The sequence below is a fragment of the Azospirillum thiophilum genome (genome assembly GCF_001305595.1).
Classification (GTDB): Bacteria; Pseudomonadota; Alphaproteobacteria; order Azospirillales; family Azospirillaceae; genus Azospirillum; species Azospirillum thiophilum.
Window position 1 is genome coordinate 643,056 of record NZ_CP012402.1, and the last position, 18,293, is coordinate 661,348.

General features: G+C 71.4%; 1 protein-coding gene. It reads left to right on the top strand.

Translation table 11 applies throughout. The features are described 5' to 3' along the window. Positions 1–292 precede the first annotated feature (292 nt). Complete coding sequence (locus AL072_RS16625) at positions 293–18,265, top strand: beta strand repeat-containing protein (RefSeq protein ID WP_063840357.1); 17,973 nt, start codon at positions 293–295, stop codon at positions 18,263–18,265. Positions 18,266–18,293 lie beyond the last annotated feature (28 nt).

Below are 18,293 nucleotides of genomic sequence, written 5' to 3' on the forward strand. Positions count from 1 at the left end.
TGCTAGTGATAGGTAAACCGACGAATAGCAACAAATGGCGACCGAATGGCGAAAACGGAGCGGCGACCCCTTTCGATCTGGCGCGCAGTGGGTAATTAAACAAGCGTTTCCAATGCTTTTCGGTCGCTCGGCCGGCAATGCCGACCCTTAGCCCGTGAATTGTTCCGCGACCCAACCTGTTGAAAATCATCACAGGATATCTCTTATCACAAGCAATTAGGAGCGCTAGAACCTAGGGCCGTGACAATTGGCGTGGCCTGTAGCCGCGCCAGACCAGGGGGGGAGTGGTCCGATGGCTGAGGAAGCGGTTCAGGGCACCAGCGCGGCTGTCGACGACCGTCAGATCCTTGACGATCTGACCCTCCTGCAGGAGGTGGACGGCACCCGCCTGGGCGGCGTGATCCACGAGGCCAGCAATGTCGAGCTGCAACGGCCCGACGACACGCTGGGCTATGTGCAGACCGACTATCGCGGCGCCGAGGATCTGATGGTCGGCGGTGCCGTGCAGATCGGCAGCGTCGTCGGCGAGGGCGTCGCGGTGGCGGCCGACCAGGCGGCGACCGCGCAGCTGCTGACCGGCGACGTGCTGCGCACCCAGGGGACGCGGGGCTCCGGGCCGGCCGGTCCCGACGGCTCCGGCCTGACCGACGGGGAGGGCGGCGAGACCGGCACCGCCTCCACCGAAGGGGCGGAGCTGCTGTCCAATCCGCGCACGACCTCGACCTTCACGCCGCTGGCCGCCGCCGCCTCCGCCATCGTGACGCCGGAGACGCCCGAGCAGGCGAACGGCAGCGGCACGGTCCCGGCCATCGACGCCGCGACCATTCTCTCGGATGGGGTTGCCACCGCCACCGCCACAGCGGCGCCGGTGTCCAACACGCCGAGCCTCGTGGTAAGCGGCGTGTCCGGCGACGAAGACAGCGCCATCGCCCTGAACATCGCCGCCGCCCTGACCGACAGTTCCGAGCTGCTGACCGTTACCCTCTCCGGCATCCCGGAGGGCGCGGTGCTGCGCGACGGCACCGGCGCGGTGCTGTCCGTGGTCGACGGCGCCATCGTACTGACCGCCTCGCAGATCGCCGGCCTGACGCTGACCCCGCCGCCCGACAGCGGCGACAGCTTCGCCCTGACGGTGACGGCGACCAGCACCGACGGCAGCGCCGCCCCGGCCAGCGTCACCGCCACCCTGCCGATCACCGTCAACCCGGTGTCGGACACGCCCACCCTGTCGGTCGCGGCCACCACCGGCAGCGAGGACACGGCGATTCCGCTGACGATCAGCCCGGCCATGACCGACACCGACGGGTCGGAGACGCTGAGTGTCACCATCGCCGGCATTCCGCCCGGCGCGGTCCTGACCAACGCGGCCGGCGATGCGCTGACCATCGTCGGCGGCTCCGTCACCCTGACGCCGGGTCAGCTCGCCGGGCTGGCGATCACCCCGCCATTGAACAGCGACGTCGACTTCACCCTCACCGTCACCGCGACCAGCACCGACGGCAGCGCCGCCCCGGCCAGCACCGGCGCGCCGCTGCTGGTGACGGTCAACCCGGTTTCCGACATGCCGACGCTGGCCGTCCAGGCCGCGGCCGGCAGCGAGGACACGGCGATCCCGCTGACCATCGATCCGGCGCTGACCGACACCGACGGCTCGGAATCCCTCACCATCACCCTGTCCGGCATCCCGACCGGTGCGGTTCTGCGCAATGCCGGCGGCGTGCTGGCCGTGGCCGACGGCAGCGCGACCCTGACGCCGGACCAACTCGCCGGGCTGACCATCACCCCGCCGGCCAACAGCGACGCCGACTTCACCCTGACCGTCACCGCCACATCCACCGACGGCAGCGCGTCTCCCGCCAGCACCAGCGCGCCGCTCCTCGTCACCGTCAATCCGGTCACCGACACGCCGACGCTGTCGGTCTCTTCCGCAGCCGGCAACGAGGACACGGCGATCCCGCTGACCATCGACCCGGCGCTGACCGATCTCGACGGCTCGGAATCCCTCACCATCACCATCGCCGGGATCCCGGCAGGCGCCACCCTGCGCAACGGCGCGGGCGAGACGCTGGCCGTCAGCAACGGTTCGATCACGCTGGCGCCCGGGCAGTTGGCCGGGCTGGCGATCACCCCGCCGCATGACAGCGACGCCGACTTCACCCTGACGGTGACGGCGACCGCGCGCGACGGCGGCGCCGACCCGGTCAGCACCAGCGCGCCGCTGCTTGTCACCGTCAACCCGGTGTCGGACGCGCCGACGCTCGGCGTGCAGGATGCGACCGGCGTGCAGAACGCGGCGATTCCGCTGACCATCGACCCGGCGCTGACCGACATCGACGGGTCGGAGACGCTGACCGTCACCATTGCCGGCATTCCCGCCGGCGCAAGCCTGGGCAACGCGGCCGGCGACACGCTGACCATCGTCGACGGAGCCATCACCCTGTCGCCGGATCAGCTGGCGGGCCTGACCATCACCCCGCCCTGGAACAGTGACGACGATTTCACCCTGACCGTCACCGCGACCTCCAAGGACGGCGTCGCCGCGGTCGCCGAAACCGCCGCCCCGCTGCTGGTCACCGTCACCCCTGTCACCGACACGCCCACCCTGACCGTTGCCGCCGCCGCCGGCAGCGAGGACACGGCGATTCCGCTGTCCATCAGCCCGGCGCTGACCGACCTCGACGGGTCGGAGACGCTGACCGTCACCCTCAGCGGCATTCCGGCAGGATCCACCCTGAGCAATACCGCCGGCGACACGCTGACGATTGCCGGCGGCACCATCACCCTTACGCCGGGGCAGCTCGCCGGTCTGGCGATCACCCCGCCGGCCGACAGCGACGCCGACTTCACCCTGACCGTCACCGCCACCGCCCGCGACGGCCAAGCCGCCCCGGTGTCGGTCAGCGAGACGCTGGCGGTGACGGTCAACCCGGTGTCGGACACGCCCACCCTGTCCGTCTCGGCCGTCACCGGCAACGAGGACACGGCGATCCCGCTGACCATCGACCCGGCGCTGACCGATACCGACGGGTCGGAGACGCTGACCGTCACCATCGCCGGGGTTCCTGCCGGGGCGGTTCTCAGCGCCGGCACCTCCGTCACGCAACCCGACGGCAGCACCACCTGGACGCTGACCCCGGCGCAGCTTGCCGGGCTGACCGTGACGCCGCCGGCCAACAGCGACGTCGATTTCACCCTGACCGTGACCGCCATCGCCAAGGACGGCACTGCGACCGCGGCGACCACCAGCGCGCCGCTGCTGGTGACGGTCAACCCGGTATCGGACACGCCGACCCTGTCCGTCTCCGCCGCGACCGGCAACGAGGACAGCGCGATCCCGCTGACCATCGACCCGGCGCTGACCGACCTCGACGGCTCCGAGACGCTGACCGTCACCATCGCCGGTGTCCCCGCCGGGGCGGCCCTGAGCGCCGGCACCTCGGTCACCCAGCCCGACGGCAGCACGACCTGGACGCTGACCCCGGCCCAGCTTGCCGGCCTGACGATCACCCCGCCGGCCAACAGCGACGTCGACTTCACCCTGACCGTCACCGCCATTGCCAAGGACGGCAGCGCCACCGCGGCGACCACCAGCGCGCCGCTGCTGGTGACGGTCAACCCGGTGACCGACACGCCGACGCTGTCCGTCTCCGCCGCCACCGGCAGCGAGGACAGCGCGATCCCGCTGACGATCAGCCCGGCGCTGACCGACCTCGACGGCTCGGAGACGCTGAGCATCATCATCGCCGGTGTTCCCGCCGGTGCGACGTTGAGCGCCGGCACCTCGGTGACCCAGCCCGACGGCAGCACCACCTGGACCCTGACTCCGGCGCAGCTTGCCGGGCTGACCGTCACCCCGCCGGCCAACAGCGACGTTGATTTCACCCTGACGGTCACCGCCACCGCCAAGGACGGCGTCGCCGCTCCGGTGTCGGTCAGCCAGACGCTGGCCGTCACCGTCAACCCGGTGTCGGACACGCCCACCCTGACCGTCTCGGCCGCGACCGGCAACGAGGACAGCGCGATCCCGCTGACGATCAGCCCGGCGCTGACCGACACCGACGGCTCCGAGACGCTGACCGTCACCATCGCCGGTGTTCCCGCCGGTGCGACGCTCAGCGCCGGTACCTCGGTCACGCAACCCGACGGCAGCACGACCTGGACGCTGACCCCGGGCCAGCTTGCCGGCCTGACCATCACCCCGCCGTCGAACAGCGACGTCGATTTCACCCTGACCGTCACCGCCATCGCCAAGGACGGAACTGCCACCGCGGCGACCACCAGCGCGCCGCTGCTGGTGACGGTCAACCCGGTGACCGACACGCCGACGCTGTCCGTCTCCGCCGCGACCGGCAACGAGGACAGCGCGATCCCGCTGGCGATCAGCCCGGCGCTGACCGACACCGACGGCTCGGAGACGCTGAGCATCACCATCGCCGGTGTTCCCGCCGGTGCGACACTCAGCGCCGGCACCTCGGTCACCCAGCCCGACGGCAGCACGACCTGGACGCTGACTCCGGCGCAGCTTGCCGGCCTGACGATCACGCCGTCGGCCAACAGCGACGCCGATTTCACCCTGACCGTCACCGCCACCGCCAAGGACGGTGTTGCCGCTCCGGTGTCGGTCAGCCAGACGCTGGCCGTCACCGTCAACCCGGTCACCGACACGCCGACCCTGTCCGTCTCCGCCGCGACCGGCAACGAGGACACGGCGATCCCGCTGACCATCAGCCCGGCGCTGACCGACACCGACGGCTCGGAGACGCTGACCGTCACCATCGCCGGGGTTCCGGCCGGGGCCAGCCTCAGCGCCGGCACGTCCGTCACCCAGTCCGACGGCAGCACGACCTGGACGCTGACCCCGGCGCAGCTTGCCGGTCTGACCATCACCCCACCGGCCAACAGCGACGCCGACTTCACCCTGACCGTCACCGCGACCGCCAAGGACGGCACTGCCACCGCGGCGACCACCAGCGCGCCGCTGCTGGTGACGGTCAACCCTGTCACCGACACGCCGACGCTGTCCGTCTCGGCCGTCACCGGCAACGAGGACACGGCGATCCCGCTGACCATCGACCCGGCGCTGACCGATACCGACGGGTCGGAGACGCTGACCGTCACCATCGCCGGGGTTCCTGCCGGGGCGGTTCTCAGCGCCGGCACCTCCGTCACGCAACCCGACGGCAGCACCACCTGGACGCTGACCCCGGCGCAGCTTGCCGGGCTGACCGTGACGCCGCCGGCCAACAGCGACGTCGATTTCACCCTGACCGTGACCGCCATCGCCAAGGACGGCACTGCGACCGCGGCGACCACCAGCGCGCCGCTGCTGGTGACGGTCAACCCGGTATCGGACACGCCGACCCTGTCCGTCTCCGCCGCGACCGGCAACGAGGACAGCGCGATCCCGCTGACCATCGACCCGGCGCTGACCGACCTCGACGGCTCCGAGACGCTGACCGTCACCATCGCCGGTGTCCCCGCCGGGGCGGCCCTGAGCGCCGGCACCTCGGTCACCCAGCCCGACGGCAGCACGACCTGGACGCTGACCCCGGCCCAGCTTGCCGGCCTGACGATCACCCCGCCGGCCAACAGCGACGTCGACTTCACCCTGACCGTCACCGCCATTGCCAAGGACGGCAGCGCCACCGCGGCGACCACCAGCGCGCCGCTGCTGGTGACGGTCAACCCGGTGACCGACACGCCGACGCTGTCCGTCTCCGCCGCCACCGGCAGCGAGGACAGCGCGATCCCGCTGACGATCAGCCCGGCGCTGACCGACCTCGACGGCTCGGAGACGCTGAGCATCATCATCGCCGGTGTTCCCGCCGGTGCGACGTTGAGCGCCGGCACCTCGGTGACCCAGCCCGACGGCAGCACCACCTGGACCCTGACTCCGGCGCAGCTTGCCGGGCTGACCGTCACCCCGCCGGCCAACAGCGACGTTGATTTCACCCTGACGGTCACCGCCACCGCCAAGGACGGCGTCGCCGCTCCGGTGTCGGTCAGCCAGACGCTGGCCGTCACCGTCAACCCGGTGTCGGACACGCCCACCCTGACCGTCTCGGCCGCGACCGGCAACGAGGACAGCGCGATCCCGCTGACGATCAGCCCGGCGCTGACCGACACCGACGGCTCCGAGACGCTGACCGTCACCATCGCCGGTGTTCCCGCCGGTGCGACGCTCAGCGCCGGTACCTCGGTCACGCAACCCGACGGCAGCACGACCTGGACGCTGACCCCGGGCCAGCTTGCCGGCCTGACCATCACCCCGCCGTCGAACAGCGACGTCGATTTCACCCTGACCGTCACCGCCATCGCCAAGGACGGAACTGCCACCGCGGCGACCACCAGCGCGCCGCTGCTGGTGACGGTCAACCCGGTGACCGACACGCCGACGCTGTCCGTCTCCGCCGCGACCGGCAACGAGGACAGCGCGATCCCGCTGGCGATCAGCCCGGCGCTGACCGACACCGACGGCTCGGAGACGCTGAGCATCACCATCGCCGGTGTTCCCGCCGGTGCGACACTCAGCGCCGGCACCTCGGTCACCCAGCCCGACGGCAGCACGACCTGGACGCTGACTCCGGCGCAGCTTGCCGGCCTGACGATCACGCCGTCGGCCAACAGCGACGCCGATTTCACCCTGACCGTCACCGCCACCGCCAAGGACGGTGTTGCCGCTCCGGTGTCGGTCAGCCAGACGCTGGCCGTCACCGTCAACCCGGTCACCGACACGCCGACCCTGTCCGTCTCCGCCGCGACCGGCAACGAGGACACGGCGATCCCGCTGACCATCAGCCCGGCGCTGACCGACACCGACGGCTCCGAGACTCTGACCATCACCATCGCCGGTGTTCCCGCCGGTGCCAGCCTCAGCGCCGGCACCTCGGTCACCCAGCCCGACGGCAGCACGACCTGGACGCTGACCCCGGCCCAGCTTGCCGGCCTGACCATCACCCCGCCGGCCAACAGCGACGTCGACTTTACCCTGACCGTCACCGCCATCGCCAAGGACGGAACTGCCACCGCGGCGACCACCAGCGCGCCGCTGCTGGTGACGGTCAACCCTGTGACCGACACGCCCACCCTGACCGTCTCGGCCGCGACCGGCAACGAGGACAGCGCGATCCCGCTGACGATCAGCCCGGCGCTGACCGACCTCGACGGCTCGGAGACTCTGACCATCACCATCGCCGGTGTTCCCGCCGGTGCGACGCTCAGCGCCGGTACCTCGGTCACGCAACCCGACGGCAGCACCACCTGGACCCTGGCCCCGGCCCAGCTTGCCGGCCTGACCATTACCCCGCCGGCCAACAGCGACGCCGATTTCAGCCTGACCGTCACCGCCACCGCCAAGGACGGCGTCGCCGCTCCGGTGACGGTCAGCCAGACGCTGACCGTCACCGTCAACCCGGTCGCCGACACGCCGACGCTGTCCGTCTCCGCCGCGACCGGCAACGAGGACAGCGCGATCCCGCTGACCATCTCCTCGGCGCTGACCGACCTCGACGGCTCGGAGACGCTGACCGTCACCATCGCCGGTGTTCCCGCCGGTGCCAGCCTCAGCGCCGGCACGTCCGTCACCCAGCCCGACGGCAGCACGACCTGGACGCTGACTCCGGCGCAGCTTGCCGGCCTGACGATCACCCCGCCGGCCAACAGCGACGTCGATTTCAGCCTGACCGTCACCGCCACCGCCAAGGACGGCGTCGCCGCTCCGGTGTCGGTCAGCCAGACGCTGGCCGTTACCGTCAACCCGGTATCGGACACGCCGACGCTGTCCGTCTCCGCCGCGACCGGCAACGAGGACAGCGCGATCCCGCTGGCGATCAGCCCGGCGCTGACCGACACCGACGGGTCCGAGACGCTGAGCATCACCATCGCCGGTGTTCCGGCCGGTGCGACGCTCAGCGCCGGCACCTCGGTCACCCAGCCCGACGGAAGCACGACCTGGACCCTGACCCCGGCCCAGCTTGCCGGACTGACCATCACCCCGCCGTCGAACAGCGACGTCGACTTCACCCTGACCGTCACCGCCGTCGCCAAGGACGGCACTGCCACCGCGGCGACCACCAGCGCGCCGCTGCTCGTCACCGTCAATCCCGTCACCGACACGCCGACGTTGTCCGTCTCGGCCGCGACCGGCAACGAGGACAGCGCGATCCCGCTGACCATCTCCTCGGCGCTGACCGACCTCGACGGCTCCGAGACACTGAGCATCACCATTGCCGGCGTCCCGGCCGGTGCGACGCTCAGCGCCGGCACCTCCGTCACCCAGCCCGACGGCAGCACCACCTGGACGCTGACCAAGGCGCAGCTGACCGGCCTGACCATCACGCCGAAGCACGACAGCGACGCCGACTTCACCCTGACCGTCACCGCGACCGCCAAGGACGGCGTCGCTTCCGCGGTCCCGGTCAGCCAGACCCTCGCCGTCACCGTCAACCCGGTGTCGGATGCGCCCACCCTCAGCGTGCAGGCCGCGACCGGCAACGAAGACACCGCGATTCCGCTGGCGATCAGCCCGGCCCTGACCGACACCGACGGCTCGGAAGCCCTGTCCATCCGCATCTCCGGCATTCCGGCCGGCGCGATCCTCGCCAACAGCCTCGACGGCACGCTGACCGTCACCAACGGGTCGATCACCCTGACCCCGGCGCAGCTTGCCGGCCTGACGATCACGCCGCCGGCCAACAGCGACGTCGACTTCACCCTGACCGTCACCGCCGTCGCCAAGGACGGAACCGCGGTGGAGGCGACCACCAGCGCGCCGCTGCTGGTGACGGTCAACCCCGTCACCGACACGCCCACCCTGTCCGTCTCGGCCGTCACCGGCAACGAGGACACGGCGATCCCGCTGACGATCAGCCCGGCCCTGACCGACACCGACGGCTCGGAGACGCTGACCATCACCATCGCCGGCGTCCCGGCCGGTGCGACGCTCAGCGCCGGCACCTCGGTCACCCAGCCCGACGGCACCACCACCTGGACGCTGACCAAGGCCCAACTGACCGGCCTGACCATCACGCCGAAGCATGACAGCGACGTCGACTTCACCCTGACCGTCACCGCCACCGCCAAGGATGGGGTCGCCAGCGCGGTCCCGGTCAGCCAGACGCTCGCCGTCACCGTCGTCGCGGTGGCAGATGCGCCGGCCGTCACCGTTACGCCGATCACCTACGACCTGAAGGTCGGGCAGAACGACACGCTGACCGGCACGTCCGGCAACGACACGCTGTCGGGCGGCGCCGGCAAAGACACCATCTTCGGCGGTGCCGGCGACGACGTGATCTATGGCGACGGAACCGGTACCTTCACCCGGGCGCTGACCATCGCCGCCGCCCTGTCCGACATCGACGGGTCGGAGACGATTTCCGCGGTGACGATCTCCGGTGTGCCCGCCGGGGCGACGCTCAGCGCCGGCACGTCGGTCACCCAGCCCGACGGCACCACCACCTGGACCCTCACCACTGCCCAGCTGGCCGGCCTGACGCTGACCGCCAGGGAAGGCGCCACCAACGGCACGATCAACCTCTCCGTCACCGCCACGACGGTCGAGCAGGAGAACGCCAGCACCGCCACCAGCACGCCCAAGACGCTGACCATCACCTTCACCAACACGCCGCAGGGCAACGACAGCCTGGAGGGTGGCGACGGCAACGACACCATCTATGGCGGCGCCGGCAACGACACCCTGCGCGGCGGTGCCGGCGACGACAGCCTGGACGGCGGCACCGGCACCGACCTGCTGGCCGGCGGCCTCGGCGACGACACCATCGACGGCGGCGACGGCACCGACACGGTGACCTATGCCGACTCCGCGACCGCTGTGAACGCCAACCTCGCGACCGGCATCGGCACCGGCGAGGGCAACGACACCCTGCGCAACCTGGAGAACGTCACCGGCTCGGCCTTCGACGACGTCATCACCGGCAACGGCGGCGGGAACACCCTGATCGGCGGCGCCGGCAACGACATCATCACCGGTGGCGGTGGCCGCGACACCGTCTCCGGCGGGGCGGGCGACGATTTGTCGATCTTCACCGTCGGCACCGACGGCGGCACCTCCACCAGTCCCGAACTGCAGGACGGCGACACCGGCATCGACACCTTCCGCGTCATGCTGACTTCGGCCCAGCTGTCCAACCCGGCGATCCTGGCCGACCTGCGCACCCTGCGCGACCTGATCGAGGCGGCGGCGGCCAAGCCGAACGCCGCGACCGCCGATACCTCGACCTCCGGCGCCACCACCCTGGCGGCGCTCGGCCTGAAGATCGTCGATTTCGAGAAACTGGAGCTCTATGTCGACGGCCAGCCGGTCGATGTGCGCGAGACGCTGAACTACACCCCGACCGCCACCGCGACCGCGGCCACCACCGCCACCAGCGAGGACAATGCGGTCACCAGCCGCCTCGTCGCCACCGACCAGGACACGCTCAACGGGCGCACCGACGACAGCCTGACCTTCAAGGGACCGGGTGACAACGGCCAGCCGGTCCGGCTCAGCCATGGCACGCTGGTGGTGAACGCCGACGGCAGCTTCACCTATACCCCCGACGCCGACTTCAGCGGCACCGAGACCTTCACCTTCACGGTGACCGACGCCTATGGCGGCACCTCCACCGCCGTGCAGACCATCACTGTCGCCCCGGTCGCCGACGCCTTCCAGATCACCACGCTGGACGGCCGCGGCAACGAGGACGCGGCGGGCGGCATCGCGCTCGCCCCGACCATCACCCTCAGCGACACCGACGCCGCCAGCCCGGAAGCGGTGGAGAGCGTCACGCTGTCGATCTCCGCCGCCCAGCAGGATGCGAGCGGCGCCAAGCTCTTCCTGAATGGCGTCGAGCTGACCCGCAGCGGTCCCGACGCGTCGGGCAACTACAGCTGGACGATCCCGACCTCGGCCCTGGCCGCGGTCGGCGGCACCGCCGGCGCCTGGACGGTGCAGGGCCTGACCGTCACCACCCTGCACAACTCCGACGCCGATCTCGGCTATACCCTGACGGTCGGGACAATCGACGGCAGCGGCTCCGGCGCCTCGCACCGGGTACAGACCGCGACCGGCACCATCACCGTCGATGCGGTGGCCGACACGCCGACCGTGACCGCCGCCGCCGCGACGACCGCCGAGGACACCGCGGTCGTGCTGTCGATCACCCCGGCCCTGACCGACACCGACGGGTCGGAGAGCATCGCCACCATCACCATCAGCGGCGTCCCGGCCGGTGCCAGCCTCAGCGCCGGCACCTCCGTCACCCAGCCGGACGGCACCACCGTCTGGACGCTGACCCCGGCCCAGCTCGCCGGGTTGACGCTGACCCCGCCGCACGATTTCTCCGGCACCATCACGCTCTCCGTCACCACGACCTCGGCGGAGCGGGAGAACGGCCCGACCGCCACCTCCAGCCCGGCGACCCTGTCGGTCACCGTGACCGGCGTGGCCGACGCCCCCCTTGTCACCCTGCCGCCGGCCGCCGGCAACGAGGACACCGCCATCGCGCTGTCGATCGACGCCCGGCTGTCCGACACCACCGGCGAGACGCTGGACCACATCACCATCACCGGCGTGCTGGAGGGGGCGAGCCTGTCGGCCGGCATCCACAATGCCGACGGCAGCTGGACCCTGACTCCGGCCCAGCTCGCCGGCCTCACCTTCACCCCGCCGGCCAACTATGCCGGCACGGTGACGCTGACCGTCACCGCCACCTCGGTCGAGGGCGCCACCACCGCCACCTCGGCGGCGCAGTCCTTCGCGGTCACGGTCAACGCCGTGGCCGACACGCCGGTCCTGTCGGCCAGCCCGGCGGTCGGACGCGAGGATACCGCCATCCCGCTGTCGGTGGTCGCCGCCCTGACCGACCGCGACGGCTCGGAAAGCCTCACCATCCTGGTCGGCGGCGTACCGGCCGGCGCCACGCTGAACCACGGCACCTATGACGCCGGCCTCGGCAAATGGGTGCTGACGGTCGCGGACCTCAGCGGCCTGACCATCACCCCGCCGGCCAACTCCAACAGCGGCTTCGACCTGACCTTCACCGCGCGGGCGACGGAAGCCTCCAACGGCTCCACCGCCGACGCTGCGGCGGTGACCGTCCATGTCGAGGTGCAGGGCGTGGCCGACGTGGCGACGCCGACCGGTGCCCTCAGCGCCTCCGGCAGCGAGGACAGCGCGGTCAACCTCCAGCTCGGCAACCTGCAGCTGACCGACACCGACGGGTCGGAGCGGCTGTCGCTGGTCATCAGCAACCTGCCGGACGGCTCCAGCCTGTCGCTGGCCGCCGGGCACGAGAGCGGGTTGGTCTATCTCGGCAACGGCCGCTGGTCGGTGGATGTCGAGTACCGCAACGAGCTGACCCTGACGACCAAGAAGGACTTCGCCGGCACGCTCACGCTGAAGGTGGATGTCATCACCACCGACAGCAACGGCGCCCCGATCATCACGGAGAACGGCGTGACCTCGGGCGGGACGCTGAAGCAGACCCGCGACCTGACCGTCACCATCGATCCCAAGGCGGACGAGCCGTCGGTCTCGATCAGCGCCAGCGCGCCGGAGGACAATCCCGGCGGCATCCCGCTGACCATCTCAGCGGTGACCGGCGACAGCGACGGGTCGGAGCACATCTCCGCCATCGTCATCTCCGGCCTGCCGGCCGGGGTGACGCTGACCAGCACCATCGCCGGCGCCCTGAACGACAACGGCGACGGCAGCTGGACGGTCGATCCGGCCAGGCTCGGCGGCCTGCGCCTGCATGTCCCGGCCAACAACGCCGACGATTTCCAGATCACGGTCAAGGTGACGGCGACCGACGGCGGCGACAGCCTGACCAAGACCTACACCCCGACCGTGGCGATCGCCGCCGTGGCCGACGCGCCGATGTCCAGGGCCGCCGACGGCACGCTGGAGGCCTACCATGTCGACGACCAGTCGACGGCCGGTGTGCCCACCGGCATGGTGCTGAACCTGAACGCTGTCCTCCAGGACACCGACGGCTCGGAATCGCTGGCGGTGATCATCGACGGCGTGCCGAAGGGCACGGTGCTGTCGCGCGGCCTCGACAACGGTGACGGCACCTGGACGCTGACCCCGGCCGACTATGCGGCGGCGCTGGCCGAAGGTGGCCTCAAGCTGACCGTGCTGAACGCCACCGCCGCCGGCATCACCCACACCAGCGTGACCAGCAACGGCCAGACCTACGACCAGGGCAGCATGACCCTGACCGTCCGGCCCTTCAGCATCGAGAGCGAGGGTGACCGCAACACCAGCGTGTCCGACAGCTTCGTGCTGAGCTGGACCGTCGCCCAAGGATCGAACGGCGGCGGCACCGGCGGCGACCCGGGTGGCGGCACCGGCGACCCGACCAGCCCGCCCCCTCCGCCTCCTCCCCCGCCTCCTCCCCCGCCGCCGCCGCCGCCTCCCGTCGATCCCAGCGTCGGCTCCGATCGGCCGGCAGCGGTCACCACCGCCGAGGACAGCGCGGTCGCCCTGCATCTCGACACCGGCCTGGCCGACTGGCAGAACGTGACCGCCGTCACCCTCAGCGGCATCCCGGCAGGTTCCAGCCTCACCAACGCGGCCGGCGACACGCTGACCGTCAGCGGCGGTTCCATCACCCTGACCCCCGCCCAGCTCGCCGGCCTGACGATCACGCCGCCGCACAACAGCGACGCCGACTTCACGCTCGGCGTCGTCGTGACCTCCGGCACTTCCGGCGCCCAGACCACGCTGTCGCAGTCGGTGACGGTCACCGCGGTCGCCGACGCCCCCGCGCTGGCGGTCCAGGCGGTCTCGGGCGACGAGGACACGTCGATCGGGCTGAGCATCTCGGCCGCGCTGACCGACACCGACGGGTCGGAGACGCTGGCCAGCATCGTCATCGACGGGGTGCCGGCCGGCGCCTCGCTGTCCGCCGGGTTCGAGGACTCCACCCACCCCGGCCGCTGGGTGCTGACCCCCGCCCAGCTCGCCGGGCTGAAATTCACCCCGCCGGCCGACGCCAGCGGCACCTTCCAGCTCAGCGTCACCGCGGTTGCGCGCGAGAGCAGCAACGCCGACCGCGCGACGACGACGGAGACGCTGATGGTGACGGTCGCGCCGGTCAGCGACGCCCCGGCCATCGCCGCCAGCGGCGCCACGGTGCAGGAGGACCAGGCGGCCAGCCTGTCCATCGCCGCGACCGTCACCGATCTGGTCGGCACAGCCGAGGTGATCACCGCGCTGCGCGTCACCGTGCCGGCCGGCTTCACCCTGTCGGCCGGCACCGCGCTCGGCAACGGCGTCTACGACCTGACGACCCTGACAGCGACCGAGAAGGCGGCCCTGACCCTGACGCCGCCGGCCGACTATGCCGGCACCGTCACCCTGACCGTCGACGCGGCGGCCCAGGACGGCACGGCAACACCGGCCTGGTCGTCCAGGAGCTTCACCGTCACCTACACCGCGGCGGCCGACGCCCCCGTCGTGACCGTCGCCGCGGCGACCGGGGCGGAGGACACCGCCATCGCGCTCAACGTCTCGGCCGCGCTCGCCGACACCGACGGGTCGGAGACGATGGCGGTCATCCTGTCCGGCCTGCCGGAGGGTGCGGTGCTGAACCACGGCTCCAACAACGGCGACGGCTCCTGGACGCTGAAGCCGTCGGAGCTGGCCGGGCTGACCGTCACGCCGCCGCGCAACTATTCCGGCGGCATGGACCTGACGCTGACCGCCACCAGCCTGGAAAGCTCGAACAAGGACACCGCCAGCACCACCGCCACCATCCACGTCACCGTCACCGCGGTGACCGACGCCCCGACCGTCATCGTCGCCAACGCTTCGGGCAGCGAGGATTCGCTGATCGCGCTCAACCTCTCGGCTGCCCTGGTCGACACCGACGGGTCGGAGACGATGGGCATCGTGCTGTCCGGCCTGCCGGCCGGCGCCGTGCTGGTCGATGCGTCCGGCACCATCCTGACGCCGACCGCCGGCTCGGTCGCGCTGACCGCCGCCCAGCTCGCCGGGCTGAAGCTGCTGCCGCCGGCCAACAGCGGCACCGACTTCTCCCTGACCCTGACGGCGACGACGACCGAGCAGTCGACCGGCGCCACCGCCACCACCAGCCAGCTCTTCCGCGTCAGCGTCGATCCGGTCGCCGACCAGCCCATCATCACCTGGACGCCGCTGACCGGCACCGAGGACACCGTCATCCCGCTCAACCTGTCGGTCGCCCTGGCCGACACCGACGGGTCAGAGCGGCTCGGCCTGCTGACCATCACCGGTGTGCCCACCGGCGCGCTGCTGTCGGCCGGCACCCGCAATGCCGACGGCAGCTGGACCCTGACCCCCGACCAGATCGCCGGCCTGACCCTGACCCCGCCGGCCGACAGCGACGCCGCCATCAGCCTGACGATCACCGCCGTCAGCATCGAGTCCAACGGCACCACCGCGACGACGGTGGTGACGCTGCCGATCGCCATGACCGCGGTGTCGGACACGCCGACCCTGTCCGTCTCCGCCGCGACCGGCAACGAGGACAGCGCCATCCCGCTGACCATCAACCCGGCGCTGACCGACACCGACGGTTCCGAGACGCTGACCGTCACCATCGCCGGTGTTCCCGCCGGTGCCAGCCTCAGCGCCGGCACCTCCGTCACCCAGCCCGACGGCAGCACGACCTGGACTCTGACCCCGGCCCAGCTTGCCGGCCTGACCATCACCCCGCCGGCCAACAGCGACGCCGACTTCACCCTGACCGTCACCGCCGTCGCCAAGGACGGCACCGCCGCGGCGGCCACCACTGGCGCCACCCTGTCGGTGACGGTCGCCCCGGTGACAGACACGCCGACCCTGACCGTCCAGCCCGCCACCGGCGACGAGGACACCCCGATCGCCCTGACCATCACCCCGCTGCTGGGCGACACCGACGGGTCGGAGACGCTGACCGTCACCATCGCCGGCATCCCGGCAGGATCCAGCCTGACCAATGCCGCGGGCGACACGCTGACCATCGGCAACGGCTCCATCACCCTGGCCCCCGGCCAGCTCGCCGGCCTCGCGATCACCCCGCCGGCCAACAGCGACGCCGACTTCACCCTGACCGTCACCGCCACCGCCAAGGACGGCAGCGCCAGCCCGGTGTCGGTGGTCGGCACTCTTGCCGTCACCGTCGACCCGGTGTCGGATACCCCGACCCTGACCGTCCAGCCCGCCAGCGGCAACGAGGACGCGGCGATCCCGCTGACCATCGGCGTGTCGCTGACCGACGCCTCGGAAACCCTTGCCATCACCCTGTCCGGCATCCCGGCAGGCGCCAGCCTGACCAACACCGCGGGCGACACGCTGACCATCGGCAACGGCTCCGTCACCCTGACGGCGGCCCAACTGGCCGGGCTGTCGATCACGCCGCCGCACGACAGCGACGCCGACTTCACCCTGACCGTCACCGCCAGCTCGCAGGACGGCAGCGCCGCCGCGGCCACCACCGTCCAGACGCTGGCGGTGACGGTCAATCCGGTCTCCGACACCCCGACCCTGACCGTCCAGCCCGCCAGCGGCGACGAGGACGCGGCGATCCCTCTGACCATCGGCGCCGCGCTGACCGACGCCTCGGAAACCCTTGCCATCACCCTGTCCGGCATCCCGGCAGGCGCCAGTCTGACCAACACCGCGGGCGACACGCTGACCATCGCCGGCGGCTCCATCACCCTGACGGCGGCCCAGCTGGCCGGGCTGTCGATCACGCCGCCGCACGACAGTGACGCCGACTTCACCCTGACCGTCACCGCCAGCTCCAAGGACGGCACCGCCGCGGCGGCCACCACGACCGCGACGCTGGCGGTCACGGTCAATCCGGTCTCCGACGCCCCGACCCTGACCGTCCAGCCCGCCAGCGGGGCGGAGGACAGCGCCATCGCCCTGTCGATCAGCCCGGCGCTGACCGATGCCTCGGAAACCCTCAGTATCACCCTGTCCGGCATCCCGGCCGGCGCCAGCCTGACCAATACGGCCGGCGACACGTTGACCGTCGGCGGCGGCTCCATCACCCTGACCCCCGGCCAGCTCGCCGGCCTGTCGATCACCCCGCCGGCCCACAGCGACGCCGACTTCACCCTGACCGTCACTGCCAGCTCCAAGGACGGCACCGCGGCGGCGGCCACCACGACCGCGACGCTGGCGGTGACGGTGACCCCGGTCGCCGACACGCCGAGCCTGACCGTCGCCGCTGCCCACGGGTCGGAGGACACGGCCATCGCCCTGTCGATCGCCGCCGCCTCCACCGACACCGACGGGTCGGAGACGCTTTCGGTGCTCATCACCGGCGTTCCCGACGGCGCCAGCCTGAACCACGGCACCCACAATGCCGACGGCAGCTGGAGCCTCACCGCCAACCAGCTGACCGGCCTGACCTACACCCCGCCGGCCGACGCCAACGGCACCGTCACCCTGTCGGTCGCGGTCACGGCAAGGGACGGGGCCGACAGCGCCACCACGACCCAGTCCCTGACGGTGACGGTCGATCCGGTGAACGACAAGCCGGTGCTGGCCGCCGCCGATGGCACCACCATCATCGCCGCCGACGCAGCCGGCCATCCGGCGGTCGCCGCCGACGCGACGATCACCGACATCGACAGCAGCGTCATGTCCGGCATGTCGGTCCGCATCGCCACCGGGTCGCAGGCGGGCGACACGCTGAACCTCGACGGCCTGACCATCGCCACCGACCCCGGCACCGGCGTCAGGACGGTGGCCGGGACCGGCATCGAGGTCAGCTGGGACGACGGCTCACACCAGCTGTCGCTGTCCGGCGAGGCGTCGACCGCGACCTACACCGACATCCTCCGGCATCTGGCCCTGACCCCGGCCGGCACCGGCGCCCGGACGCTGGAGGTGACGGTCACCGACCAGCAGGGGACGGCCAGCGACCCGCTGGCGGTGCAGGTCGAGGTCTCGGGCAATGCGACGCTGACCGGCACGGCGGGGACCGACACCCTCTATGCCGGCAGCGGCACCACCAGCATGGCGGGCGGGGCGGGGGACGACCTGTTCATCTTCGCGCCGCGCGACGGCAACCTGACCATCGACGGCGGCGCCGGCTGGACCGACGTGGTGCAGATGGGCAGCTTCGCCGGTGGCGTCGGCAACTGGATCGACCAGCTCGACCAGTCCAGCTACACGCTCGACCAGTCGGGCCACGGCCTGACCTTCCACACCGAGACGTCGGTCACGCTGCACGACCAGAACGGCCACGAACTGGTCCTGCAGAATGTCGAGCGGCTGACCTTCTGATGGAAAGGAAGCGGGGCGGCGATGGGAC